Origin of the sequence: Pasteurella bettyae CCUG 2042 (assembly GCF_000262245.1) — a bacterium.
Classification (GTDB): domain Bacteria; phylum Pseudomonadota; class Gammaproteobacteria; order Enterobacterales; family Pasteurellaceae; genus Basfia; species Basfia bettyae.
On the sequence record NZ_AJSX01000047.1, the window covers coordinates 158,064 to 184,951 of the forward strand.

Consider the following 26,888-nt stretch of genomic DNA (forward strand, 5'->3'; position numbering starts at 1 on the left):
CCTTGATTAATAACCGAGTAACCATTGTGGTAACGCAAGACTCAGTGAAGGTACGTAAGTCACGAGGAATAACGTTAAAATCAATACCGCATAGAATGGTAATAATGGTTTAATCACTTGGTTAATTTTCACGCCACCTACAGAACAGCCAATAAATAAGGCACTGCCAACTGGTGGCGTACAAATTCCGATAGATAAGTTAAATGCCATTAAAATACCGAAATGAACTGGATCCATTCCTAAATCTGTGACGATAGGGAAGAAAATTGGCGTAAAGATAAGCAACGCTGGCGTCATATCCATAAACACACCAACAATTAAGAGGATAATGTTGATGATTAACAGAATCACAATTGGGTTATCAGATACAGATAACAAACCATCACTGATAGTATAAGGAATATCAGCATTCGCCATTACCCAAGACATTCCCATTGAAGTCCCAATTAGTAACAATACGATGGAGGTGGTTACTACTGATTCTAAAATCACTTTCGGCAATTCTTTAATAGACACTTCACGATAAATTAGTACCGCTAAAATTAAGGTATAAACCACTGCAAAAGCAGAGGCTTCTGTCGCAGTAAAAATACCACCAATAATACCGCCCATAATGACGATAATTAAACCTAAGCTCGGTAAAGCATCTAAGGTTTTCTTAATTACTTCAGATTTGGTTGGTTTTGGTGAAACTGGATAATTACGTTTTTTAGCAAGGTATCCAATGACGAACATAATGGATAATCCCATTAAAATACCTGGAATATAGCCTGCTAAGAATAATGCCCCAATTGATGTACCGCCTGTAATTAATGAATAGACAATAAAAGTATTGCTTGGTGGAATTAGTAATCCTGTTGGACAAGAAGATATATTCACCGCTGCTGAAAATGCTGGGTCATAACCTTCTTTTCTTTGTAAAGGAGACATAATACCGCCCATCGCAGCACCAGATGCTACTGCTGAACCTGAAATTGAACCAAACATCATATTCGCTAACACATTCACGTGCGCAAGAGAACCTGGTAAACGACCTCCGATTACTTTAGCAAATTCAATTAAACGCAAAGCAATACCGCCACGATTCATAATATTTCCAGCAAGAATAAAAAATGGAATCGCAAGCAATGAGAAACTATCCAAACCTGATGCCATTTTTTGGGTAATTACTGTGATCGCAGCATCAAAAGATACTGACATCATTACAGTGATAAGAGAGGCTATACCAATAGAAAATGAAATTGGTACACCAATAAATAAAAGGGTGAAAAAAGTAGTACAAAGAACAATAACTGTGGACCATTCCATAATAAAGTATCCTCTGTTTTTAATTAATTGATGAAGGTGATTGTAAGCAGTTAAATAAATCACGAATCGTATAAATTAGCATAAAGAAGCCACTCAGTGGAATTGCGGCATAAATCAAACCCATTTCGATACCAAGCACCGGAGAAATTTGTCCCACTGCCAGAGTATCATTAACTAATTTCAAACCTCCATAGCACATAATGAGAATAACAAAACATAGGGTGATTACATTGATAATAAGATTTAGACGCTTATGTTTTATGGGAGATGATTCTAATTTAGTTGCTAATAAGTCAATGGCTAAATGTTTTTTTTGTCCTAATGCATAAGCTGCACCTATGAGCCCAACCCAAATGAAAGCAAAGCGAGCAAGTTCATCAGTATAGGTATTTGGTTCATTTAAGACAAAACGTGAGAATACTTGCCAAATTACGCTAATTACAAGCATGACGCTAAGCAATGTGCATAAGGTTGATAGTATTTTATCTATGATGGATATAAATTTTATCATATAGCCTCTTTTTTAATTAATATTAATCGGGATAATTGGAATACCAATTTTGTGGATAAAAGTATTTTTATGCAAATAAAAAAGATTGTTTTTGTGATCTGGTTCACCAATTTAGTAAAAATGGTTTGATATGTAGGATAAAAAAAGTAAGATTAAATTCACAATTTATTTTGCAAATTGTTCGAATTGTAATTTTGAATGTTAACCACATTAGGAGAACCTAAATATGTTCGCTAAAAAAACTATTCTTTCTATTTCATTAGGTGCGGTTTTATCTTTGGGCATTGTTTTTTCTGTAGCAGCTAAAATAACATTAAAATTGAATCATAATAATGATAAAACTCATCCTGTTCATATTTCTATGCAGCATATGGCTGATGAAGTAAAAAAATTAACAAATGGTGAGGTCGTAATTCGTGTTTATCCTAATAGTCAATTAGGTACTCAACGTGAATCAGTAGAATTATTACAATCGGGCTCACTTGATATGGCAAAATCTAATGCAAGTGAAATGGAAGCATTTGAGCCAACTTATGGAGCATTCAATATTCCTTATTTATTTCGTAATTCAGAACACTACTATGCTACATTAAAAAATCCTGAGGTTGGGCAAAAAATATTAGAAGCATCTAAAGGGAAAGGTTTCATCGGTTTAACATATTATGATGGCGGTGCACGTAGCTTCTATGCTGGTAAGCCAATAAAAACACCTGCTGATTTGAAAGGTTTAAAAGTACGTGTACAACCAAGCCCAAGTGCTGTAAGAATGATGGAATTATTAGGTGCAAATGCTACACCTTTAGCTTATGGTGAACTTTATACTGCATTGCAACAAAAAGTAGTGGATGCTGCAGAGAATAATGAAACTGCGTTGACATTAGCCCGCCATGGTGAGGTTGCTAAATTCTTTAGCTTAGATGAACATACTATGATTCCAGATGTATTATTAATTAGTGAAAAGACTTGGGCTAAATTAACCCCAGAACAGCAACAAGTTTTAAAAACAGCAGCTGATAATTCAATGATTTTTCATAAAGATTTATGGATAAAAATGATTAAAGAAGAAAAAGAAAAAGCAATTGCTGAAATGGGTGTTGAATTTGTAACTGTTGAGAAACAACCATTTATTGATGCAACTAAAGCAATGCATGATGAAGCTAAAGACAATCCTGTTATTGGTGGTTTTATTGAGAAAATTGATACATTGGCACCAGCTCAATAAATATTAATTACATATATCTATTGCTACCATTTGGTAGCAATAGATCTTTTTAATGTGAAGAATTCATATAAAGAGGATAGATATTATGAATATTTCAGAAAATCATAATTTACGGGATAAAGTTATTGTTATAACTGGTGCTGGGGGAGTGTTATGTGCTTATTTAGCAAAAGAACTTGCTAAAACGAAAGCGAAAGTAGCATTACTCGATCTTAACCTTGAATCAGCCCAAAAAGTGGCGGATGAAATCAATACCGCAGGCGGTATTGCTAAAGCCTATCAAACCAACGTTTTGGAATTAGACAATATCAAAGCCGTGCGTGACCAAATTGCTGCTGATTTTGGTACTTGTGATATTTTAATTAACGGTGCAGGCGGTAATAGTCCTAAAGCGACCACAGACAATGAATTTCATACCTTTGATTTGAGCGATAGCACCAAATCTTTCTTTGAACTTGATAAAAGCGGAATTGAATTTGTCTTTAATTTAAACTACTTAGGCACGCTTCTCCCAACCCAAGTTTTCGCTAAAGATATGATTGGTAAAGAAGGGGCGAATATCGTTAATATCTCCAGTATGAACGCCTTTACGCCACTAACCAAAATCCCTGCTTATTCAGGTGCAAAAGCGGCAATCAGTAACTTTACTCAATGGCTTGCGGTGTATTTCTCAAAAGTGGGAATTCGTTGCAATGCCATCGCACCAGGCTTTTTAGTCAGCAACCAAAACCGTGCATTGCTGTTTGATAATGATGGAAAACCAACCGCACGAGCTAATAAAATCTTAACCAATACTCCAATGGGACGCTTTGGTGAACCAGAAGAATTATTAGGCGCATTACTGTTCTTGGTTGATAGCCAATACTCCAGCTTTGTAAACGGTGTGATTGTGCCTGTCGATGGCGGTTTCTCAGCATATAGCGGTGTATAACCTAAAGAGGTTTGTATGAAACAATTTTTATGTGAAGACTTTTTACTTTCAACCCCAATAGCTCAAAAGCTCTATCACGATTACGCCAAAGATCAGCCGATTTTTGACTACCACTGCCATTTAAACCCAAAAAATATTGCCGAAAACCGCCAATTTAATGATTTGACAGAAATTTGGCTTGAGGGCGATCATTACAAATGGCGAGCAATGCGTTCTGCTGGTGTAGAAGAGCGTTTAATCACAGGCGATGCGGATAAATACAGCAAATATCTTGCTTTCGCTCATACCGTGCCAAAATGTATCGGCAACCCGATTTACCATTGGACGCATTTAGAATTACGCCGTCCATTTGGTATTACCAATACGCTTTTCTCACCTGAAACTGCTGAAAAAATTTGGCATCAAGGTAAAGATTTGTTACAGCAACCTGAGTTTTCTGCTCGTGGCATTATGCAAGAAATGAATGTGAAGTTAGTTGGCACAACTGATGACCCAATTGATTCACTTGAACATCACAAAGCGATTGCGACAGATAATACTTTTGATATTGAAGTCGTACCAAGTTGGCGACCTGACCGAGCGTTCAAAATTGAGTTACCACTATTCAATGACTACATCGAACAGCTAGGCAAAGTTGCCGATATTGAAATCAACAGCTTTGATACGCTTAAACAAGCGTTATTTAAACGCCTTGAACATTTCGACCAACAAGGGTGTAAATCTGCTGACCACGGTATTGAAGTTGTCCGTTTTGCCCCGATTCCTGATGAAAACGTACTGGATCACATTTTGCAAAAAAGATTGCAAAATCGACCGCTTACAGAAGAAGAAATTGCCCAATTTAGTACCGCACTTCTTGTTTGGTTAGGTACGGAATACCACAAACGAGGTTGGGTAATGCAAATGCACATTGGGGCAATTCGTAACAATAATACGAGAATGTTCAAATTATTAGGTGCGGATTCAGGCTTTGATTCCATTGGCGACCGCCCGTTTGCAGAGCCGCTTGCTCGTTTATTAGATAATATGGATCAAACCGACCAATTGCCAAAAACGATTTTGTACTGCCTCAACCCTCGTGATAACGAAATGCTCGCAAGTATGATTGGTAACTTCCAAACTGGTGGCATTGCAGGCAAAGTTCAATTCGGTTCAGGCTGGTGGTTCAACGATCAAAAAGACGGAATGGAACGCCAATTACAGCAGCTTTCACAATTAGGTTTACTCAGCCAATTTGTCGGAATGCTGACCGATTCTCGCAGTTTCTTGTCTTACACACGCCACGAATATTTCCGCCGCATTCTATGCGAAATGATTGGTGGTTGGGTAGAACGAGGCGAAGCACCAAACGATCTGAATTTACTCGGCAATATGGTGAAAGACATTTGCTACGGTAATGCGAAGCGTTATTTCAAATAATAGGAGTAACAATGAAAAAACTCGCAATCATCGGCGAATGCATGATTGAGCTCAATGGCGAGCCGTTTGGTAATATGTGGCAAACTTATGGTGGTGATTCCTTAAACACCGCCACTTATCTTGCCCGAATCACGTCGCAAGATCAGATTGAAGTTCGCTACATTTCTGCAATGGGAACGGATAAACTCAGCCAAGGAATGTTAGCTGCGTGGCAAGCAGATAATATCAACACCGATTTTGTCTTGCGTGATAAACATCGCCAGCCAGGGCTTTATCTGATTCAACTCGACAAACAAGGCGAACGCACGTTCCTTTATTGGCGAAATCAATCGGCAGCTCGTTATTTGTTGCAACATCCTGATTATCCTAAGGTTTTAACAGCATTGCAAAATATGGATATGATTTACCTAAGCGGTATCAGCCTTGCAATTTTGCCAGAAACAGACCGCACTTTGCTAATTGAACAGCTTCGTGAGTTGAAAAATCAGGGGGTAAAAATTGCCTTTGACAGCAATTACCGCCCGAAACTTTGGACAAATCTTGAGCAAGCCCAAGAATGCTATCGTGCGTTGCTGCCGTTGGTTGATGTGGCGTTAGTAACCTTTGATGATGAAGAGATGCTTTGGGCTGACAGCAATGAACAAGCCACTATTTCTCGTTTGTCTGATTTTGGCATTCCAATTATCGTGGTGAAACAAGGCAAGTGCGGTGCAATTTTCTGTCAAAATGGCGAGCAGCAATTTGTGCCGACAGTTGCCGTGGACAATGTAGTGGATACCACTTCCGCTGGCGATTCGTTCAATGCAGGATTTTTAGCAGGTTTCTTACAAGATAAACCGCTTGAAGTCTGTTGCCAACAAGGAAACCAGCTGGCAGGCATTGTGATTCAGCACAAAGGGGCGATTATTGATAAAGCCGCCACCGCTAATTTGAAAGCGCAGTTTAATGCTTAGGATATTAGATTATTATTTATAGCCCAAAGGGGCTAATTATGCTTAACCTAGTAGGCACTTTGCATGCTAGGCATAGAAAGAGGTAAAAATGCGTTACACCACCGAACAAATTGTTGAAAAATTAACAGAACTGAAAGTCGTCCCCGTGATTGCCTTAGACAATGCGGAGGACATTTTGCCATTAGCCCAAACCTTGTCCGAAAACGGCTTACCTGTGGTAGAAATCACGTTCCGCTCAGCCGCCGCCGAGGAAGCAATTAAATTAGTTAAAGCAAATTGCCCCGAAGTGCTGATTGCAGCTGGCACTGTACTGACCAAAGAACAGGTGTTAACCGCCAAGAATGCAGGGGCAGATTGCATTGTCACCCCAGGGTTTAACCCGAATATCGTGAAATATTGCCAAGAGCTAGACATCCCCGTCACTCCAGGGGTAAACAGCCCAATGGCGATTGAAGCTGCATTAGAATTAGGAATAACGGCAGTTAAATTTTTCCCAGCTGAGGCGAGTGGTGGCGTGAAAATGATCAAAGCCTTGCTTGGTCCTTATGCTAGCTTAAAAATTATGCCAACAGGTGGGGTGAGTGTAAGCAATATTAAAGACTATTTAGCAATTTCAAATGTTGTAGCCTGTGGCGGCTCATGGTTTGTAGACAAAAAACTTATCAATGAGAAAAATTGGGATGAAATTGGGCGATTGACCAGAGAGGTGGTTGAGTTAGTGAAGCAATAACTTCATATAAAATAAAGTAATAACATAAAAAGTGCGGTGGGATTTTAGAAAATTTTACTGCACTTTTGCTTTATTAAGCACATTGGGTAGGCGATAGAGTATTAATGAAAGTAGAATGAGGGAACAACCTAAAATCTTCTGCCAAGATAAAATTTCTGAAAAAATCACCGCACTTAAAATCAGTGTCCAAACAGGTTCAAGTAACATAATGAAAGCAGCATTGCTAATATTGCAGAGCTTTTGTCCTAATGTTTGTAATAAAAATCGGAAATTTGTTGCTACTAACACGCTTAATGCCAACCAATAGATGCTTTCAAGAGGAATTTGCTCAGTCCAACTTTCTAATAAACAAGAATAAATAGCACAAACTAAGCCACCTGCACCAAATTGAATGGTAGTAAATGAGAGTGTTGGAATATGCTTAGCATAATGATTATTAAGTACAAAATAAATGGCTTCAAGAATTGCCGTTAATAAATAAAGCCAGTCATCTGATGAAAATTGTAATTCAGAATTTCCTTTAGCAATAAAGTATAAGCCAATGAAGGCAAATGGCAGTGCAATTGCAAAAGATCGAGTGGGTTTGTTATGGAAAATAATCCAAGCTATCAATGGGGCAATCAACATAGCTAAGCTGACAATAAATGCCCCAGCACCAAAATTAGTATTATGGGTAATGGCTAAGATCCACACTAAAAAATAAGTAGCGAATAATGTGCCAAGTAAAGATGAAATAATAAATTGGCGTTTTTCTAAGGTTCGTATTTGTGCATAGGCAAAGGGTAAAAAAATGACAAATGCAGCGAGGAAACGCACAGCAATAAAGCCTACAGAAGGGAATCCTACGAGTGAATATTTAGAGAAAAACCATCCTAATGCAGCTAATAGGCTGACACAGAATAAAATTAATTCACCCAGATATTTTTGCATGGTTTTTCCTCGTTAATTAATTTGAATATGATACGGGGAAATGATAGAAATAGAAATGAATTATGCTCAAAGTGCAGTAGAAAAATAGAAAATTTTTAATCAATAATATGATTAAAAGAGTAATATGATATGCCTAGATATTACTGCGATAGGATAGGTAAAATGGCTAATAATTTAAAAACAGAAATTTTGCACTACGCTTTGCAACAATATGGTTGCGAACCTGAATATTTGTGGAAAAATTATCCTACTTATGCTGTGTTGCGTCATCAAGATAATAACAAATGGTATGCCATTTTGATGAGTGTTTGTGCAGAACATTTAGGTTTACTTGGCACAGAGAAAATAGATGTGATGAATGTGAAATGTAGCCCTGAAATGCAAAGTATGTTTGTGACTCAGACAGGATTTTTACCCGCCTATCATATGAATAAATCACATTGGATTAGCATTTTATTAGATGGCTCTGTGGATAAAGAATCCATTATTTTTCTACTGAACAGTAGCTTTGATTTAACTGCAAGTAAGCGGCATAAGAAAAAACTTGGTATTGTTCGTTATAATGAATGGATTTTGCCCGCCAATCCAAAATATTATGATGTAGAAAAGTATTTACATGAAGGAATGGAAACGCTCTGGAAACAAAGTAATAATATTGCTGTAGGCGATCAAGTTTATATTTATGTTACCGAGCCAACAGGGGCTATTCGTTATAAATGTGAAGTACTAGAAGTGAATATTCCTTATGAATCAGAACGTGAGGATTTAATGATTAAACGTGTAATGAAAGTGAAATGTTTGAAAGAATACGATAACGCATTGATTACCAGAGATAAAATGAAAGCATTTGGAGTGTCTGCTGTGAGAGGACCACGGCATATGCCTTATTGCCTGAAAACTGAAATTGAATTATTAGAGCAGGTATAAAGTGTAGAAGATTACTTTGATCTTCTACACTTTCATTGGTAATTTTAGAATTTATAGGTTGCACTTAATACAGCGGTTCTACCACGAGCATAGTTGTTAAAGACAGATATATCTTTATCACCAAAATCTAAATTGAAAATGGTTTGGCTTGCGGAATCATTGTTTGCATCAAGGGGATCGGCGTATTTCTTATCAAATGCATTTTGTAATTCTAGTTTAATGATGAGATCTTTAATTGGCTCATAGCTAACATAAAAATCAAAGATCATTGGTTGTTTGGGTATTGTTTCATCACGTCTTAGCGTTTCTTTCTCAATGGTGCTATTTGGATAAAGAATATTGGTGAATTTCGTGCTTGCACGTCTGCTTTTACCGTAATATTTCATTACACCACCGATTTGAAGCTTCTCTTCGAACCAACGTGTTCCTAGTTCTAATGAAGCATAATCTCTTGGCAATATTGAAATTTTACTTGCCCCAAAACCTTGTTCATTAAACCCACTATTAGAAACCGTATCTACCCTTGCACTGGCATCAGTAAAGGAAATTGGCTGAGTGTTATTTTGGTGAGCATAAGCTAAATTAGCATAGAATGAGCCCATATCGTAATTGAGTTCTAATTCAAAACCATTCATCTTCACTTTTTCATCGTAGTTTTTATGGTAAATCGTTCTACCTCGAACATAAGCGGGAGCAGCTCTGCTAACATTAAAAATATGATCTTTCACACGAGTTCGATAAATTAATGCTTTAAAGCCTAATTTATCGTTATCGGTAAAGATATTTTCCTTGAAGCCATTAAAGCCAATTTGTACCGTTTTAGCTTGTTCTGGTTTGAGATCTGTATTCACACCATAATCACCAAGTGTTGAAAAAAACATTTCTTTCACATTCGGTACTCTATGAGTTTTGGAATAGCTTACAAAGGGGGTAAAGAGATCGTGAATATAAGCAGACAAAGTTGCCGAATAATTCACTAAACGATGTTTACCTTTACTTTCTGTAGAAATGTTTTTATCGGCACATTCAAATTCTGCTAGATCCTCATCTTCAGGATCATCTGGATCAGGAATATATCGGCAATATTGTGCTTCTAATTTCTCTAACTGTTCTTGCAAAACATTGGCTTCATTATAAGCATGTTGACGATTGAGCTGATAAATTTGTTCTTCAATTTCTTGGCGATAAAAAGGTAAGTATTTAAAACGGGTGCCTTTATAACGACTTAAATTGATATTTGCATTGATATCCAAAACAAATATTCCATGAGTTAGGCTATTATCCCAATAAAATGTATTAAAACGCTGTTCGCCATCTGGTTGGAATGTTGAGTATAAAGGCTTTTACGTACTGCCCCAATTCCAATTGCATCATTATCTTCGTTGGTTTCACCATTTTCTAAATTAAAATTAAGTTCAGCAGGGTGGCGATTTTTAAAATAGCGGTTTTTTAATCGATTGAAACCAAAAGTCGTTTCAAGTTCAGTATGGCTAAATAGGGGGATTCTAAAGGTATTGGCGATATTGAAAGTTTCTGCTTTATTTTCAATATCTAGATTATCTAGCAAATATTTATTATTGATTCTTGCGCCTTTTTTATATTGCTGTTTCCCTTGATTCAGAGCATAAAGCACATTTAAATCTAACCAACGAGAATCTTCTGGGTGAAGGTTATAATTAATTTGGTAGTTCTGGTTTTTTAAATTTCTTCCTGCCAATTCACTTTGATAATCACGGTAAGACAAGCTTACAGTTTGTGATTTTGTACCAAATTCCAATTTTGCTAATTGACTTGTGGGTTTTTGTTTTAAATGTTCAGCATTGAAGGGGGAAGTGGTTGTGCCTGCAATTTCATCAGGATCGGTAAATTTCGATAAATCAATGGAGCTATCTGTTACTCGTCTGCCACCGCCAATTTTATAATCTTGTGAGATTTTTCGCCAGCTATAACCGTATAATCCACCAAACCAGGCATCTTCACTTAGCTGATATTTTGCGCCTAACATTCCCATATAATTGGGACCAATAGCATTATTGCCAAATGTCATTTTGGTCATTCCACCGACAGATTTTCCTTCGCTAACTAAATCTTTCACGCCAATGGTTCTAAAGTTTGCAGAGCCTAATAATGAATTACCACCAGCAGATCCACTAAAGGTCCCTCTTTCTACATCCATTCCAACCAAAAAAGTTGGATCAATATAAGCACCAAATTGAGAAGTACTGCCTCCTCGTCCACCATCATCCGTCGAACTTGCATAAAAGGTTTGACTAACGCCATCAATCATTGTATTCGCTCGTCCAAAGCCCGTCGCACCACGAATATTGACTGATACCGTGCCTTGTGATTTATCTAATTGGGTAAACGCACCAGGTACCGAACGAACAATATTATCTAAGGTTTGGTTAGATTCCATAATTTTATCTCGTGAGCTAATTGCTCCCGTTTTGATAAACACTTTGTCTGTTTCTTTAATGGCTTTGGCCTAAACCTCAATACTTTCTAAGACTTCATTTTCTTGTGCTTGAGTGAATAAAACTGGGCAAAAGCAAACTATTATATTGAATTTAAATAGTTTTTTTCGCAGGTTCATTGTTTTCTCCTAAACAATATAAAAAGTTGTTAAATGTGGTAACTTAAATACATAAATAAAATATGGATTTAAGACGTGAGCTGGAGTATAGCAAAATAGAATAGAAATACAATTAAAAATAAGAATCATTATCATAAAATAAATAATGAATAAGAATAAAAAAAGAAAAGCTATTAAAGAAAATTTTATTTAGCGAATGATTTCACAGAAATTCAATATGTCGAATGTTCCCTTTATCTACAGAAAAAGTGCGGTGGTTTGCGGGTTGCATTTGTTTCAATTGATCTTGAGTAATCGCGGTTATAAATACTTGAGAATGGCTTTGCTGCAAACGTTCTGCTAATAATGCACGTTTGCTATCATCTAATTCTGAAGCAAAATCATCAATCAGAAAAATACAATGGCGTTGTTTTTGTTGCATTAGATGTTCACCTTGTGTCAAACGTAATGCACACATTAAAAGTTTTAGTTGTCCACGTGATAGCACATCTTCTACTGGTAATCCATTGGCTTTGAAACGAAAGTCTGCTTTTTGTGGACCAGAAACGGTGTAACCAATAGCTTTATCTCGTTCAAAGTTTTCCATTAATAACTGTGCGTAATCTGTTTCTTTTTCCCAACCTTGATGAAAACTCACAGAAATGTCTAACTCAGGTAAGAATAATTTACAAGTTTGTTCAATTTCAGGTCGTAAGGCTTCAGCATAGTAAGTACGCCATTCACTGACTTGATGTGCAAGCTTGCCTAACTCAATATCCCAAGGTTTAAGCATATTGTAATCATAGGTTTGATTTAGTGCGGCATTACGCTGTCTGAGTAAACGATGTAAATTTGACCATGCAGAATGAAAGTTAGCTTGATGATGGAACAGCCCCCAATCCAGAAATGCTCGGCGATAACTTGGTCCCCCATTAAGTAGTGTAAGTCCTTCAGGGGTAATAATTTGCATAGGAAGTAAATGGGCGAGATCAGAGATTTTATTGCCATCTTCCCCATTGATTTTGACTATAGTATTGCCGTCTTTACGCTGTTTTTGCAGGCCAACAGACCATTCATGCTGTTGTTCTTGAATACGACCGTGTAAAGTAAAATGCGGTTGTTCATAGCTAATAATACGAGTGGTTACAGAGCTTTTGAATGAGCGACCATGGCTAAGATAGAAAAGCGCCTCAAGTAGGCTGGTTTTCCCACTACCATTATTACCTACCAAAAAGTTAAAGCCGTGGTCAAATTCAAGATCCACGGCAGCAATATTGCGGAAGTTTTCAACAATAAGACGAGAAATTGCCATTATTTGCGCTCAATACAACAAAAGTGCGGTCAGATTTTAAAAAATTTTACAGACGCATTGGCATAATCACGTATTCAGCACTTGCATCATCACAATTTTCAATCAAGCAGCTTGATGAAGCATCGGTTAGACGCATACGAACACGGTTACATTTCAATGCATTTAATACATCTAATACATAACTTACGTTAAACCCGACTTCCATTTCAGCACCAGTATAAGATACATCAATGATTTCTTCGGCTTCTTCTTGTTCAGGGTTAGTTGCCGTAATTTTCATTTGATTTTGGCTGAGTTGTAATCGTACACTACGGAAACGTTCTGTAGAAAGAATCGCAGCACGCACAAAGGCTTGTTTTAATATATCCCAATCTGCTTCTAAAATATGGTCAGCATTGCGAGGTAATACTCGACGATAATCAGGGAAGCGACCATCAATCAATTTTGTGGTAAAGAGCACATTTTCTACTTGAACACGTAAATTATTGGTGCCGATTTGTAAGCGCGCTGGCTGTTCTGTAGCATCTAATAAACGCACAAGCTCTAATACACCTTTACGTGGTACAATAACCGAATGATTTTGTAAATCTTGCTCTAAGGCAATAGTACAGACAGCTAAGCGATGGCCATCAGTGGCTACTGTGCGGAGTAAGTTACCTTCAGTTTCAAACTTCATACCGTTTAAGAAATAACGAGCATCTTGATTCGCCATGGAGAACTGAGTGGCTTCAATTAAACGGCGTAAAGTGGCTTGATCAAGCTCAAAATCCACTTCAGATTGCCAATCAGCTAGGTTAGGATATTCTTCAGCAGGCAAGGTAGCTAAGTTAAATTTTGTACGACCTGAACGCACAATCGCACGATCTTCTTCAAATACTACATTGATTTCCGCATTTTCAGGTAAACTGCGGCAAATATCTAAGAATTTTTTGGCTGGAATTGTGAAATTCCCCGTAGTGCCAGAGACTAATTGTGCTTGGGTAGAAAGCTCAACTTCTAAGTCTGTCCCCGTAATGATTAACCGATCATTAGAAATTTGCAGAAGAACATTATTTAATACTGGAATATTAGGGCGACTGCTTAATACGCTGCATACTTGCTGTAATGGTTTTAAAAGATTTTCTCTTGAAACAATAAACTGCATAGTTTTCTCCCCTTTTATGCGGATAATGTACGGATTAAGTTAGACCAATCTTCCTGAATATTATTATCTTCGTCACGCAGAGTGGCAATAGTGCGACAAGCGTGTAACACAGTAGTATGGTCACGATCACCAAAAGCTTTACCTATTTCAGGCAGGCTACGATTAGTCAGTTCTTTTGCCAACGCCATCGCTAATTGGCGTGGACGAGCAATAGAACGAGAACGATTTTTAGATTTTAAATCAGATACTTTAATACGGTAATATTCTGCTACCATTTTTTGAATATTATCCACGGTAACTAATTTATCTTGTAAAGCTAACATATCTTTTAGCGTTTCTCGCACGAAATCAATAGTGATAGCTTTTCCAGTAAAATCTGCATTAGCATGTACACGATTTAGAGCACCCTCTAATTCACGTACATTAGTACGGAGCTTCTGACCAATAAAAAAAGCGACTTCTTCAGGTAAATGAATATGCTTTTCTTCTGCTTTTTTCATCAGAATTGCTACACGGGTTTCTAAATCAGGAGGTTCAATAGCAATACTTAATCCCCAACTAAAACGAGATTTTAAACGGTCATCAATTTTTTCAATTTCTCGAGGATAGCGATCGGAGGTTAAAATAATTTGTTTATCACCCTCAAATAAAGAATTAAAAGTATTAAAAAATTCTTCTTGTGTCCCATCTTTGCCAGCAAAAAATTGAATATCATCAATAAGTAAAGCATCTAAACTGCGGTAGAATTTTTTAAAATTATCAATACGTTCGGCTTTTAGCGCTTTTACATATTCTTGAACAAATCGTTCTGCGTGAATATAAACAACTCTTGCATTAGGATTATCTTCTAAAATCCCATTACCCACCGCATGTAATAAGTGCGTTTTACCTAAACCTGTTCCACCATACAAAAATAGTGGATTAGCCGATTTATCACCTGGTTTATTTGCGACTTTTTGACCTACAGCACGAGCTAGCTGATTTGATTTACCTTCTACAAAGTTCACAAATAAATGATGTGGATTTAAGTTGGAACGAAAACTAGATGGTTCAATTTCTTGTGATGTTTTAGTCAGTGAAGAAACAGTAGTATCAGACATTGGTGGTGTAGACATTGTTTTTGGGGCTACAGGCTTTGTCCCTTCTTGTACACGAACTAAAAGCTCATTGTTATTGCTAAGTTCTTGAGCAATTTTAATGATTTGGGCGAGATAGTTATTTTCAACCCAACTTTTGACAAACATATTAGAAGCATAAAGTACAATAGTATTTGGAGTACTTGTGTCTGCTTGCAGAGGACGTAGCCACATACCAAAGTCCGCAGAAGAAATTTGATCTTGCAGTTGCAATAGGCAATCTTGCCACAGTTGAGAAAGGTTACATTCCATTTTGAATCTTTTTATAGGCTATAAATGTTGAAATAAATAAAATTGCAAATCGAGCACAATTGTAAAATTAAACTTTAAACTATTTAATTCTACAATAAACTGACTTAAAGATCTTTAAAAAAGGATCAAAAAAATTGAAAAAGATATTCGGTTTTTACTTGAGATTTTACGGAAAAAACGTATAATTTACGACGCTTTTATGCTTTTTGATAAGGTGAAATTTGTTTTTTCTTAATTATTACCGATTTTACCGATATAGTATTTGACGAACGTTGAATTTATGATTACAATTCCGTTCCTTATTTTTGAATAACCTTGTTTTCAAGTGATTTGGTTTGATGGCTGAGCCTGATAACACATTTAAATGTTAAACAATTTTAATTAGGTAGATTAAGAGTTATGAAACGTACATTTCAACCTTCTGTATTAAAACGTAGCCGTACTCACGGTTTCCGTGCTCGTATGGCGACTAAAAACGGCCGTCAAGTTTTAGCTCGTCGTCGTGCTAAAGGTCGTAAAAGTTTATCAGCTTAATGATGACACACTTGTGTGATTAAGCTAAACTTTTCGAGGGAGTTGCGTCTGTTGACTCCCACTCAATTTAAATACGTCTTTGAGCAGCCGCTTAGAGCTAGTACGCCTGAAATTACCATTCTTGCCCGTCCAAACGATCTTCAATATCCTCGTATAGGTCTCACTGTTGCTAAAAAACACCTAAAACGTGCTCATGATCGCAATCGTATCAAACGTTTGTGTCGTGAAAGCTTTCGCCTTTTGCAGCATCAGTTACCTAACTATGATTTTGTTGTTGTGGCAAAACATGGTATAGGGAAACTTGATAATAAAACTTTAACTGAAACTTTGAGCAAATTATGGCAACGTCACATTCGCTTGGCGAAAAAATCCTTGTCAAATTAATTCGATTTTATCAATTGGCAATTAGTCCGCTAATTGGTCCTCGTTGTCGGTTTGTTCCGACTTGTTCTTGTTATGGTATTGAAGCATTAAAAACGCATGGAGCGTTAAAAGGTAGTTGGCTTACACTCAAACGTATATTAAAATGTCATCCTTTGAACCCAGGTGGTTACGATCCCGTTCCACCCAAATTAAATAATAACGAAGAGAACAAATAATGGATTCTAGACGTAGTTTATTAGTCATCGCACTACTCTTTATTTCTTTTCTTGTTTATGAACAATGGCAAATGGACTACCATGCTCCAAAATCTGTTGTGACTGAACAAGTACAAAATCAATCTGTCACAACTAATGCTGAAATGCCAGCAAGTACTTCATCAGTTCAAGGCACAGTAGATAATGGCACTCATGGTCAAATTATCTCAGTGAAAAATGATGTGGTTAGCTTAAAAATTGATACATTAGGTGGGGATGTTGTTGAGTCTAGCTTATCTAATTATGCCGCTGAATTACATTCACAAGAGCGTTTTGTTTTATTACAAAATAAGCCAGATGCTGTATATGTAGCACAAAGTGGTTTAATTGGTAAAGATGGTATTGATACTACTGCAAGTCGAGCAGCCTACCAAGTTGAAGGTAGTGATTTTGCTTTGGCAGAGGGTCAAGATGAATTAAGAGTGCCATTAACTTTAGAAAAAAATGGTGTGACTTATCGTAAAATCTTCGTTGTTAAACGTGGTTCTTATGATATTGAAGTAAACTATGAAATTCAAAACCAAAGTGGTAGTGCTATTGAGGTACAACCTTATGGTCAGTTAAAACATACTTTAGTAGAAAGTTCCAGTAATATGGCTATGCCAACTTATACTGGGGGAGCATATTCTTCAGCAGATACTAACTATAAAAAATATAGTTTTGATGCAATGAAAGATAAAAACTTATCTATTGATACTAAAGCAGGCTGGGTAGCTGTATTACAACATTACTTTGTTTCTGCCTGGATCCCAAATCAAGATATGGATAACCAACTTTATACGAGTACTGGAAATGGTTTAGGTTTTATTGGTTATCGTGGTCCTGTAATTAATGTTCCTGCGGGTGCAACAGAAACCATTAAGAGCGCATTATGGACGGGCCCTAAACTTCAAAATGAAATGGGACAAGTTGCAAACCACTTAGATTTAACCGTTGATTATGGTTGGGCATGGTTCATTGCTAAACCATTATTTGGTTTATTAAACTTGATTCAAAGTGTAGTAAGTAACTGGGGGCTTGCAATTATTGGCGTTACTTTAGTTGTAAAAGGTATTCTTTATCCATTAACTAAAGCACAATATACTTCTATGGCGAAAATGCGTATGTTGCAACCGAAAATGCAAGAAATGCGTGAACGTTTTGGCGATGATCGTCAACGTATGAGCCAAGAAATGATGAAGCTTTATAAAGAAGAAAAAGTAAATCCATTAGGTGGTTGTTTACCATTAATTATCCAGATGCCAATTTTTATTGCATTATATTGGACTTTTATGGAAGCCGTGGAATTGCGTCATGCCCCATTCTTTGGTTGGATTCAAGACTTATCAGCACAAGACCCTTATTATATTCTGCCAATTTTAATGGGAGCATCAATGTTCTTATTACAAAAAATGTCACCGACACCAGTTGCTGATCCAATGCAACAAAAAATAATGAACTTTATGCCACTTATTTTTATGGTGTTCTTCTTATGGTTCCCTGCTGGTTTAGTATTATATTGGTTAGTATCAAATATTATTACCATTGTTCAACAGCAGTTGATTTATCGTGGATTAGAGAAGAAGGGTTTACATTCTCGTAAAAAATAACTTAACAATTTTTTAAAGGCATCCACGGGATGCCTTTTTTATTAGCTGCTTTAATATGAGTTATAAGCCCTTCATAAATTCTCATTAAATTTATACTTTTTTGCTATAATCACACAATATTGAATCCATTAAGTGCGGTCATTTTTAGGAAAATTTTATATGACAAAAGAAACCATTGTAGCTCAAGCAACTCCTATTGGTCGTGGTGGCGTTGGTATTTTACGTGTTTCAGGTCCATTATCCACCCTAGTTGCTCAAGCTGTCGTTGGAAAAGAGCTAAAGCCTCGTATGGCAAATTATTTGCCCTTTAAGGATGAAGATGGAACGATATTAGATCAAGGTATTGCTTTATTTTTTAAAGGACCTAATTCATTTACAGGTGAAGATGTCGTTGAGTTTCAGGGGCATGGTGGACAAATTGTTCTAGATTTGCTTTTAAAACGTATTTTGCAAGTGAAAGGGGTACGTTTAGCTCGTCCAGGTGAATTTTCGGAACAAGCTTTTTTAAATGATAAATTAGATCTCGCACAAGCGGAAGCGATTGCAGATTTAATTGATGCCACTTCAGAGCAAGCTGCTCGTTCAGCATTAAAATCATTACAAGGTGAGTTTTCTCATAAAGTCCATGAATTGGTGGATGCCGTAATTTATTTACGCACTTATGTTGAAGCCGCTATTGATTTCCCTGATGAAGAAATTGATTTCTTAGCTGATGGTAAGATTGAAGGGCATCTTAAGGATATTATTGAGCAATTAGATAGAGTTCGTTTGGAAGCAAAACAAGGTTCAATTTTGCGTGAAGGAATGAAAGTGGTGATTGCGGGACGCCCAAATGCTGGCAAATCTAGTTTACTTAATGCATTAGCTGGACGTGAAGCTGCAATTGTAACGGATATTGCAGGGACTACTCGAGATGTGTTGCGTGAGCATATTCATATTGACGGTATGCCATTACATATTATTGATACTGCTGGTTTACGAGATGCGACTGATGAAGTTGAACGTATCGGAATCACTCGCGCTTGGAATGAAATTGAGCAAGCAGATCGCGTAATTCTCATGTTGGATAGTACAGATTCTGATAGTCAAAATCTAGAACAAGCTAAATCTGAGTTTTTATCTAAGTTACCAAAAAATATTCCAGTGACAATTGTCCGCAATAAATCTGATTTGAGTGGTGAAGTAGAAAAATTAACTGAACAAGAAGGTTTTACTGTCATTAGTTTATCTGCACACACACAACAAGGTATGGATTTATTACGTGAGCATTTGAAACAATCTATGGGGTATCAAACCAGTAGCGAAGGTGGTTTTTTAGCTCGCCGTCGACATTTAGAGGCATTAGCTCATGCGGCTAAACATTTGCAAATTGGTTATATGCAATTAACTCAGTTTCATGCAGGGGAGTTATTAGCAGAAGAATTACGTATGGTACAGGATAATCTTAGTAAAATTACCGGAAAATTTACTTCAGATGATTTATTAGGGAATATTTTCAGTTCATTCTGTATTGGTAAATAAAACTCGATAAGATGGTTGACGTTATGCGGGGAAAGTGCTAATTTAATTTTAATTAAGGATTGTAATAGCACTTAGCTTGCTACACAAAACCTATTTTGGGCTATTTTGTAGTCTGAGATAGGTTTTTTGTTTTTTATAAAGGGATAAAATGAAAATCCAAAAAATATTAAATAATAGTGTAGCACTTAGTTTTGATGAGAATAATAATGAAATTGTTGTGATGGGTAAGGGCATTGCTTATGGTAAACAAGTTGGTGACAGTATTGATGAGTCATTAATAACAAAATGTTTCATTTTAAACACAGTTAATTATTCTCAAAACATTATTCATATGTTGGGTAATATTCCTTCTATATATATTGATATCACCGATATGATAATGAACTATGTGCAAAATCATTTAAATTTGAAGTTGCATGAATCAACTTATTTATCTCTTATTGATCACATTCATGCTAGTGTTGAACGATTTAAATCTGGTGTAGTACTTAAAAATAAGCTTCTATGGGAAATTAAACATTTTTATAAAAAGGAATATGAAGTAGGCATCTATGTTTTAAACCTGCTAGAAAAACAATTGAATATAAAAATGTTAGAAGACGAAGCTGGTTTTATCGCATTACATATAGTGAGTGCTACAAAAGACAATGATATTAATAATGCATACAAAGAAACTGCTTTTATTCATAGTATTACAAATATTGTGAAATACTATTTTAATATTGAATATGACTATGATTCATTTGATTACAATAGATTTTTAATGCATTTGAAATTTTTTTCGATGAGAGTTTTTTCAGAGAAAGTGAATAGCGTTCAGCCTTTACAAAATGATCTGTTAAATATGCTACAAGAACAATATAAAAATTCTTATTTATGTAGCCTAAAAATAAAAGAGTATATTCAAGAAAAGTACCATTATGAATTAGATAGTGATGAAATTTTATATTTAACTATTCATATCGCAAAGATTACTCATGATAAAAGATAATTGAATTTTGGTGGATAGTAACATTGAGTTGGCTAAACCTAATTTTTAAATAAAAATGAAGGTAATATTATGAATTATAATTCATTCGCAAAGGATATCATACAGCTAGTCGGTGGTGAAAAAAATATTAAATCTTTAGTGCATTGTTCAACTCGATTACGATTTGTGCTTTATGATGAAAATCTAGTGAATAAATCTGCCATTACTGAAAATAATAAAATCTTGTCTTTTGTTTCTAAAGGTGGGCAATTTCAATTAGTGATTGGTAATGATGTTGCAAAGGTTTATGAAGAGATAAATAAATTAGTGACGTTACAGAATAATAAAGCGGGAGAAAGCCAAGTAGAAAATCAGCAATCAGTTATAAATAAAGTCTTATCTATTATCACAGGCTCTATTGCACCTGTGATTCCTATATTAGCAGGTGCTGGTATGGGGAAAGTATTATTAATTATACTAAATATGTTAGGTGTTTTAGATAAGAGTAGCCAAACTTACTATATGCTTAATTTTATTTTTGATACAGGTTTTTATTTCATGCCTGTATTTATTGCTTTCTCTGCCGCGAAAATGTTTAACTGTAATCAATATTTAGCCGCATTTATTTGTTTAGCCATGTTGCATCCAAATTGGAATTCGTTGGTAAAAGCAGCCGCACCAGTGAATTTTCTAGATATGCCTGTGGTCTTAGTAAAATATTCCTCTCAATTAGTTCCTGCATTGATTACAGTCTGGATGATGTCTTATATTGAGAAAATAGTTTATAAATATACGCCAGATATGGTCAAAGTCTTTCTTGCCCCACTATTGGTAATATTAATTGCTACACCTATTGCCTTTATTGCTATTGGTCCTGCCGCCAGTTATTTAGCACAAGTTGTTGCTGATATTGTGGTCTTTTTACAAGAATCTATTGGATTTATTGCCATTCCTATTTTAGCGGCTATTTATCCTTGGTTAGTCTCAATTGGATTACATAAAGCCTTAAGCCCAATTACCATTATGCTTGTGGAACAAAAAGGATTTGACCCGATTGTCAGAGTAATAGCACTTTGCTCAAATATGTCGCAAGCAGCAGCTTCATTAGCGGTCTCAATTAAGTCTAAAAATAAAGAACTTAAACAATTAGCATTTTCTGCAAGTTTAACCGCATTTTTTGGTGGAATTACGGAACCTGCAATGTATGGGGTTAACTTAAAATTAAAAAAACCAATGTATGCTTGTATGGTCGGTGGTGCTGTAGCTGGGTTATTTGCTGGATTAGTTAAACTTAAAGCCTTCGTTTATGCAACACCTGGTCTATTAAGTTTGCCGATGTGGATTTCAGAAGGGGATAATCAGCTTGTAAATGCCATAATTACCTTAGTTGTAGCTAGCCTGGTTACCTTTATTGCGACTTTTATTATTGGGTTTGAGGATCCTATTGTAGAAAATGCGGGTTTGGCTAGTGGTAAGATTGATAATACATCAGCATCCTCTATCTCTAATACTAGAGAAAATAAAACATTAATTCACAGTCCAATTGATGAGGGTACATCTATTGCACTAGATGAGGTCGCTGATGAAACTTTTGCTTCTGGTGTGATTGGCAAAGGCATTGCCGTTATTCCTTCAAATGGGATTTTACGAGCGCCTGCTGATGGCATCGTAGCAACTACATTTAGTTCCGCTCATGCAATAAATCTTAAATTGGGAAGTGGTATTGAATTACTAATTCATATTGGTATTGACACTGTCAATCTCAATGGTAAATATTTTAAAAATGTTGTTCATCAGGGGGATGTGATTCATAAAGGAGATATTCTGATTGAATTTGACCTCGAGAAGATTAAAGAAGAAGGATTTGATACTACGACTATGATTGTTGTAACAAATTCCGAGGAATATTTAGACATTATTTATAATCCAAATAAGCTGGTAAATAATCAGATTCCTGTATTAACAGTTATAAATTAAAGTTATTGGAGTAAAATGTGATTTTTGCTGATTTACATGTGCATACTAACCATAGCGATGGGGTATGTGAAATAAAAGATGTATTAGAAAATGCACTGCAACATGACATAAAAGTATTATCTATTACGGATCATGATACAACGAATCATTATGATGAAATATTTGCTTATGGTAAACATCTCGGATTGAACATTATCAAAGGTGTGGAGATGAGTTATTATGATTTTGATGTCTATAAAAAAGTGCATGTTGTAGGGTTATGGCTTAATGATCTTACTCCTAATATTGATAAATTATGTGGGCATACTTTAGCATGTAGAGATGCTTATCATAAAGAACTGATTAATGAGTTATCAGAAAAGGGCTATGATATTTGTTATCAAGATGCAAAGAAATTTTCAAAATACAATATTGTTTTTAAAATGAATATTTTTCAAGCCTTACGAGAAAAATATCCTCAAGAAATGACTAAAGAACGTTATAAACAACTATTTGCATCAAAAACCTCTCATGAAACAGACATTAAAATGGGATATATCCCTGTAAGAGACGGAATTGAAGCCATTTTACAAGATGGTGGTATTCCGATTTTAGCTCATCCTTGTGTCTATAATAATTATGATGAAATTGGTAAATACGTTGATTATGGTCTTAAGGGATTAGAAATTAATCATTCTAAGATGAAGGAAATTGATTTTAAACTAACTCAAGAATTCGCTAAAAAATACCATTTATTAAAAAGTGGTGGAAGTGATTTTCATGATCCTAATTTATTAAAATTTGGAGACTTTGGTTTAACGAAAGAACAATTTGAGCAATTAGCATTTTATGCCAGAGGATAACTCTCTAATTTAAAAGAAAAAAGTGCGGTAAAATTACCGCACTTTTTTATCACTAAGGAAAGGTTACCAACCTTTAACAACACCATCTTTAAAATGTTTAACTGCTTCTTGGTAAACTTCTTCAGTTTGGTATGATTTTACGAAGTCTTGAACAGGTTTACTATCTTTGTTGTCTTTACGAGAAACAATGATATTCACATAAGGAGAATCTTTATCTTCCACGAAAACACCATGTTCAGTCGTATTTAATCCTACTTGCCCTGCATAGGTATTATTAACAACGGCTAAATCTACATCATCTAATGCACGAGCTGCAACAGAGGTATCTACTTCTTGAATTTTGATATTTTTAGGGTTTTCAACAATATCTAAAGACGTTGAGAATAGATTAGTATTATCTTTTAATTTAATTAATCCTTGTTTTTCTAATAGAATTAATGCGCGAGCGAGATTACTAGGGTCATTTGGAACGGCTACAGTTGCACCATCTTGTAATTCATCGACTTTTTTAATCTTCTTAGAATAACCTGCTAATGGATATACAAAAGTATTACCAACGATTTCTAAGTTAGTAATATTTTTAGATTGAGTATCTTTATCAAAATAAGGCTTATGTTGCATTGCATTGAGATCTAAATCACCCTGTGATACCGCAGTATTAGGTAATGCATAATCATTGAATAGTACGAACTCAACATCTAAGTTGTATTTTTCTTTTGCCACTTTTGCGGCTTTTTCGGCAACTTCATGCTCAGGACCAGCCATCACTCCGACTTTAATTTTTGCAGGGGTATTAGCAGTTGATGTTGCAGTGCTATCCGATTTTTTTTCGTCATTACATGCAGTTAGAACTAATGCAGATGCGATTGTTGCAACTGCGAATAATTGATTTAATTTCATTAAGTGTTCCTCTTTGATTGTTGTGTTTGATTATTAACGATGATCAACTTTTTTAGCAAAGTCATCACCTAGTTTTTGGCTTAAGATGACAAATAATACAATGATAATTGTTGCTATCCAAGTGACAAATCCCATACCACGGTGAACTCCGTAGTTGATTGCTAAACTACCTAAACCACCGCCTCCTTGAGTTCCTGCCATTGCTGTATAGCCAATGAGAGTAACAAAAGTGAGTGTAATCCCATTAATTAAAGTAGGAAGTGATTCAGGCAAATAGAATTTAGTGACAATTTGCCAATTTGTGGCACCTAGTGCCTTGGCTGTTTCTGTTAAACCTGGTGGAATTTCAAATAATGCATTACTAGTTAAACGTGCAAAAAAGGGAATTGCTGCTACGCTCAAGGATACAATAGCTGCACTTGTTCCTAAAGAGGAGCTAATTAAAAAACTGGTTACAGGAATTAACAATAATAATAAGATGATATAAGGAATCGAACGTCCAATATTAATAATCACATTCAGACACTGATTAGCTCGACTATTTTCTAATATATTGCCTTTACTGGTTAAAAAGGTAAAACAACCTATAGGCAACCCTACAATTACAGCAATAAGTGTAGAAGCTACAGTCATATAGATGGTTTCCCACGTGGAAATTAACACTTTATCCCACATTTCTGGCGTAAATTGTCGTTGAAATTCAATCAATAAACTATCCCACATAACCTAACACCTCCACGCGGACATTATTCTCCATTAAATAAATTTTTGCTTGAGTAATAGAATTTTCATCACCTTCTACTTCTGCAATAGTAAAACCAAATTTTGTACCACCAGCATAATCAATTTGCGACATTAAAATATTCAATGACACATCAAATTTTCGTGAAGCTTGTGATAATAACGGTGCATCAACCGAACGACCAGTAAATTCAAAACGAATAATTGGCCAAGATTGAGCATGCTTTGGCGTATCTGTTAATTGAGATAAATATTCATCAGGCAAGCTTGCTTGGAATGCTGAATGAATAAACTCTTGAGCTAATTCTGTTTTAGGATTAGAAAAAATTTCACTAACTGAACCTTGTTCAACAAGTCTACCTCTATCGATAACAGCCACTTGATCGCAAATATTTTTAACAACATCCATTTCATGAGTAATTAAAAGAATGGTGATATTCAAAGTGCGGTTGATTTCTTTTAATAATTTAAGAATAGATGTTGTTGTTGCGGGATCTAATGCGCTCGTTGCTTCATCACACAATAATACTTTGGGATCGCTAGCAAGTGCTCGAGCGATCGCTACACGTTGTTTTTGTCCTCCAGAAAGATTGGCAGGATAAACATCTTTTTTATCTGTTAAACCTACTAAATCCAAAAGTGCGGTCACTTTTTCTTGAATTTTATTTTTCGGCATTTTTTCCAAAGTGAGTGGAAGTGCTACATTGTCATAGACGGTAGCGGAGGTTAACAAATTAAAATGTTGGAAAATCATGCCAATATTACGGCGTTCAGCAATTAATTGCTTATCCGTTAATTGTGTAAGATCTTTACCATCAATAATCACTGCTCCTGAGGTAGGTCTTTCCAATAAGTTGACACAACGAATTAAAGTACTTTTCCCGGCTCCTGAAGCACCAATCACACCACAAATTTGACCTTTTGGAATATTTAAGGTGACGTTATCTAATGCAGTTAATCTTTTCCCTGCAACATTGAAAACTTTATTAATATTTTCTAGCTTAATCATATAAGCCCTTTCTTATCTCTTACTTGTAATATAGTTATATAGGTTCAAAGTATTTTAGACGTCTAGACAGCTCTGTCAATAATTATTAGCATGCTTTTTATAATGTTATGTTATTAATTAGGTTTAATTTGCTAAGTTAAATAATAAGTTAGATAATATCTCAATATTAAAAACAATAAAAAATAAAAGGAAAACAATATGAAAAAGGCCATTTTTTTAGATCGTGATGGGACTATAAATATAGATCATGGCTATGTTTACCAGATTGATGATTTTGAATTTATTGAGGGAAGTATTGAAGCGCTAAAAGAATTAAAACAAATGGGATATTTACTTGTTTTAGTAACTAATCAATCGGGTATTGCCCGAGGATATTATAGCGAAGAGCAATTTTTAACTTTAACAGAATGGATGGATTGGTCGCTAGCTGACCGAGAAGTCGATTTTGATGGTATATATTACTGCCCACATCATCCAGAAGGGAAAGGGGAATATAGACAAGTTTGTGATTGTCGTAAACCCCAGCCAGGCATGTTACTACAGGCAATTAAGGACTTAAAGATTGATCCTTCCCAGTCATTTATGGTTGGAGACAAAATAGAAGATCTTCAAGCTGGTAACTCTGCACATATAAAATATAAAGTTTTAGTAAAAACAGGAAAGCACATAACCGAAGAGGGTGAGAAACTGGCAGATTATATTTTAGAGTCTATTAGCGAATTACCAAGAATCATAAAACATATAAATAATTAATTTTTAATATAGAAAATATACAATAAGTATAAAAAAACAGCTTTTAATAAAATTTTTTTAAATTTTT

Annotated in this window: 26 protein-coding genes; 15 read left to right on the plus strand and 11 right to left on the minus strand. The window is 35.5% G+C overall.

Annotated elements, in window-relative coordinates:
- Nucleotides 1-6 precede the first annotated feature (6 nt).
- Entirely contained in the window at nt 7-1,308 is a 1,302-nt protein-coding gene (locus HMPREF1052_RS10775) for a TRAP transporter large permease (RefSeq protein WP_005761713.1), read from the minus strand.
- 19 nt (nt 1,309-1,327) lie between these two features.
- The gene (locus HMPREF1052_RS10780) at nt 1,328-1,819 is read right to left on the minus strand and encodes a TRAP transporter small permease (protein WP_005761874.1); all 492 of its coding nucleotides are present in this window, start codon (nt 1,817-1,819) and stop codon (nt 1,328-1,330) included.
- A 226-nt stretch (nt 1,820-2,045) separates the two neighbouring features.
- Here HMPREF1052_RS10780 and HMPREF1052_RS10785 point away from each other — a divergent pair, with 226 nt between their 5' ends.
- The 5 genes from HMPREF1052_RS10785 to HMPREF1052_RS10805 all read left to right on the plus strand — a co-directional run bounded on the left by HMPREF1052_RS10785 (nt 2,046) and on the right by HMPREF1052_RS10805 (nt 7,074).
- Entirely contained in the window at nt 2,046-3,041 is a 996-nt protein-coding gene (locus HMPREF1052_RS10785) for a TRAP transporter substrate-binding protein (RefSeq protein WP_005761741.1), read from the plus strand.
- An 85-nt stretch (nt 3,042-3,126) separates the two neighbouring features.
- Nucleotides 3,127-3,972 carry an SDR family oxidoreductase gene (locus HMPREF1052_RS10790; protein WP_005761858.1) on the plus strand — a complete coding sequence of 282 codons (846 nt, stop codon included), beginning with the start codon at nt 3,127-3,129 and terminating at the stop codon, nt 3,970-3,972.
- A gap of 15 nt (nt 3,973-3,987) precedes the next feature.
- Nucleotides 3,988-5,391, plus strand: coding sequence for a glucuronate isomerase (uxaC, locus tag HMPREF1052_RS10795; protein WP_005761763.1), 1,404 nt, complete (start codon nt 3,988-3,990; stop codon nt 5,389-5,391).
- 11 nt (nt 5,392-5,402) lie between these two features.
- Nucleotides 5,403-6,344, plus strand: a complete 942-nt coding sequence (locus HMPREF1052_RS10800; RefSeq protein WP_005761867.1) for a sugar kinase — start codon at nt 5,403-5,405, stop codon at nt 6,342-6,344.
- Between the two features lie 88 nt (nt 6,345-6,432).
- A complete protein-coding gene (locus HMPREF1052_RS10805) occupies nt 6,433-7,074 on the plus strand; it encodes a bifunctional 4-hydroxy-2-oxoglutarate aldolase/2-dehydro-3-deoxy-phosphogluconate aldolase (RefSeq protein ID WP_005761725.1) in 642 nt (213 codons plus the stop codon).
- A 54-nt stretch (nt 7,075-7,128) separates the two neighbouring features.
- Here HMPREF1052_RS10805 and HMPREF1052_RS10810 read toward each other — a convergent pair whose 3' ends face one another.
- Nucleotides 7,129-8,004 (minus strand): DMT family transporter, encoded by an 876-nt coding sequence (locus HMPREF1052_RS10810; protein WP_005761785.1) that lies wholly within the window; start codon nt 8,002-8,004, stop codon nt 7,129-7,131.
- A 162-nt stretch (nt 8,005-8,166) separates the two neighbouring features.
- Here HMPREF1052_RS10810 and HMPREF1052_RS10815 point away from each other — a divergent pair, with 162 nt between their 5' ends.
- Nucleotides 8,167-8,931, plus strand: coding sequence for an MmcQ/YjbR family DNA-binding protein (locus HMPREF1052_RS10815; RefSeq protein ID WP_005761750.1), 765 nt, complete (start codon nt 8,167-8,169; stop codon nt 8,929-8,931).
- Between the two features lie 44 nt (nt 8,932-8,975).
- On the opposite strand, the gene HMPREF1052_RS11160 is transcribed toward HMPREF1052_RS10815, so the two are convergent.
- The 5 genes from HMPREF1052_RS11160 to dnaA all read right to left on the minus strand — a co-directional run bounded on the left by HMPREF1052_RS11160 (nt 8,976) and on the right by dnaA (nt 15,347).
- Nucleotides 8,976-10,184 (minus strand): TonB-dependent receptor domain-containing protein, encoded by a 1,209-nt coding sequence (locus HMPREF1052_RS11160; protein ID WP_005761705.1) that lies wholly within the window; start codon nt 10,182-10,184, stop codon nt 8,976-8,978.
- Nucleotides 10,185-10,201: 17 nt separating this feature from the next.
- Complete coding sequence (locus tag HMPREF1052_RS11165) at nt 10,202-11,389, minus strand: TonB-dependent receptor plug domain-containing protein (protein ID WP_005761820.1); 1,188 nt, start codon at nt 11,387-11,389, stop codon at nt 10,202-10,204.
- Between the two features lie 337 nt (nt 11,390-11,726).
- Nucleotides 11,727-12,815 carry a DNA replication/repair protein RecF gene (recF, locus tag HMPREF1052_RS10830; protein ID WP_005761885.1) on the minus strand — a complete coding sequence of 363 codons (1,089 nt, stop codon included), beginning with the start codon at nt 12,813-12,815 and terminating at the stop codon, nt 11,727-11,729.
- Nucleotides 12,816-12,861: 46 nt separating this feature from the next.
- Complete coding sequence (gene dnaN, locus HMPREF1052_RS10835; RefSeq protein ID WP_005761731.1) at nt 12,862-13,959, minus strand: DNA polymerase III subunit beta; 1,098 nt, start codon at nt 13,957-13,959, stop codon at nt 12,862-12,864.
- Between the two features lie 14 nt (nt 13,960-13,973).
- Nucleotides 13,974-15,347, minus strand: coding sequence for a chromosomal replication initiator protein DnaA (gene dnaA, locus HMPREF1052_RS10840; RefSeq protein ID WP_005761847.1), 1,374 nt, complete (start codon nt 15,345-15,347; stop codon nt 13,974-13,976).
- A gap of 399 nt (nt 15,348-15,746) precedes the next feature.
- Between dnaA and rpmH the strand changes: the two genes are divergently transcribed.
- The 8 genes from rpmH (at nt 15,747) to HMPREF1052_RS10875 (ending at nt 23,418) form a co-directional block, all read left to right on the plus strand.
- Nucleotides 15,747-15,881, plus strand: coding sequence for a 50S ribosomal protein L34 (gene rpmH, locus HMPREF1052_RS10845; RefSeq protein WP_005539760.1), 135 nt, complete (start codon nt 15,747-15,749; stop codon nt 15,879-15,881).
- 15 nt (nt 15,882-15,896) lie between these two features.
- The gene (gene rnpA, locus HMPREF1052_RS10850) at nt 15,897-16,265 is read left to right on the plus strand and encodes a ribonuclease P protein component (RefSeq protein ID WP_040596608.1); all 369 of its coding nucleotides are present in this window, start codon (nt 15,897-15,899) and stop codon (nt 16,263-16,265) included.
- On the plus strand, nt 16,220-16,480 hold the full coding sequence (gene yidD, locus HMPREF1052_RS11170) for a membrane protein insertion efficiency factor YidD (protein WP_005761704.1): 261 nt from the start codon (nt 16,220-16,222) through the stop codon (nt 16,478-16,480). Before rnpA ends, yidD begins: the two co-directional genes overlap by 46 nt.
- On the plus strand, nt 16,480-18,108 hold the full coding sequence (gene yidC, locus HMPREF1052_RS10855) for a membrane protein insertase YidC (RefSeq protein WP_005761798.1): 1,629 nt from the start codon (nt 16,480-16,482) through the stop codon (nt 18,106-18,108). The genes yidD and yidC overlap by 1 nt, the downstream gene beginning before the upstream one ends.
- A 159-nt stretch (nt 18,109-18,267) precedes the next feature.
- Complete coding sequence (gene mnmE, locus HMPREF1052_RS10860; protein WP_005761845.1) at nt 18,268-19,629, plus strand: tRNA uridine-5-carboxymethylaminomethyl(34) synthesis GTPase MnmE; 1,362 nt, start codon at nt 18,268-18,270, stop codon at nt 19,627-19,629.
- Between the two features lie 148 nt (nt 19,630-19,777).
- Nucleotides 19,778-20,620, plus strand: coding sequence for a BglG family transcription antiterminator LicT (gene licT, locus HMPREF1052_RS10865; RefSeq protein ID WP_005761861.1), 843 nt, complete (start codon nt 19,778-19,780; stop codon nt 20,618-20,620).
- A 69-nt stretch (nt 20,621-20,689) separates the two neighbouring features.
- The gene (locus HMPREF1052_RS10870; RefSeq protein ID WP_005761736.1) at nt 20,690-22,576 is read left to right on the plus strand and encodes a beta-glucoside-specific PTS transporter subunit IIABC; all 1,887 of its coding nucleotides are present in this window, start codon (nt 20,690-20,692) and stop codon (nt 22,574-22,576) included.
- Nucleotides 22,577-22,593: 17 nt separating this feature from the next.
- A complete protein-coding gene (locus HMPREF1052_RS10875) occupies nt 22,594-23,418 on the plus strand; it encodes a PHP domain-containing protein (RefSeq protein ID WP_005761802.1) in 825 nt (274 codons plus the stop codon).
- 63 nt (nt 23,419-23,481) lie between these two features.
- On the opposite strand, the gene HMPREF1052_RS10880 is transcribed toward HMPREF1052_RS10875, so the two are convergent.
- From HMPREF1052_RS10880 to metN, 3 genes are read right to left on the minus strand one after another with little or no spacing between them, the layout of a single operon-like run.
- A complete protein-coding gene (locus HMPREF1052_RS10880; protein ID WP_005761794.1) occupies nt 23,482-24,318 on the minus strand; it encodes a MetQ/NlpA family lipoprotein in 837 nt (278 codons plus the stop codon).
- Nucleotides 24,319-24,351: 33 nt separating this feature from the next.
- A complete protein-coding gene (locus HMPREF1052_RS10885) occupies nt 24,352-25,041 on the minus strand; it encodes a methionine ABC transporter permease (protein ID WP_005761870.1) in 690 nt (229 codons plus the stop codon).
- A complete protein-coding gene (gene metN, locus HMPREF1052_RS10890) occupies nt 25,031-26,068 on the minus strand; it encodes a methionine ABC transporter ATP-binding protein MetN (protein ID WP_005761740.1) in 1,038 nt (345 codons plus the stop codon). Before metN ends, HMPREF1052_RS10885 begins: the two co-directional genes overlap by 11 nt.
- Nucleotides 26,069-26,266: 198 nt before the next feature.
- Here metN and gmhB point away from each other — a divergent pair, with 198 nt between their 5' ends.
- Nucleotides 26,267-26,821 (plus strand): D-glycero-beta-D-manno-heptose 1,7-bisphosphate 7-phosphatase, encoded by a 555-nt coding sequence (gene gmhB / locus HMPREF1052_RS10895; RefSeq protein ID WP_005761823.1) that lies wholly within the window; start codon nt 26,267-26,269, stop codon nt 26,819-26,821.
- Nucleotides 26,822-26,888: the final 67 nt, after the last annotated feature.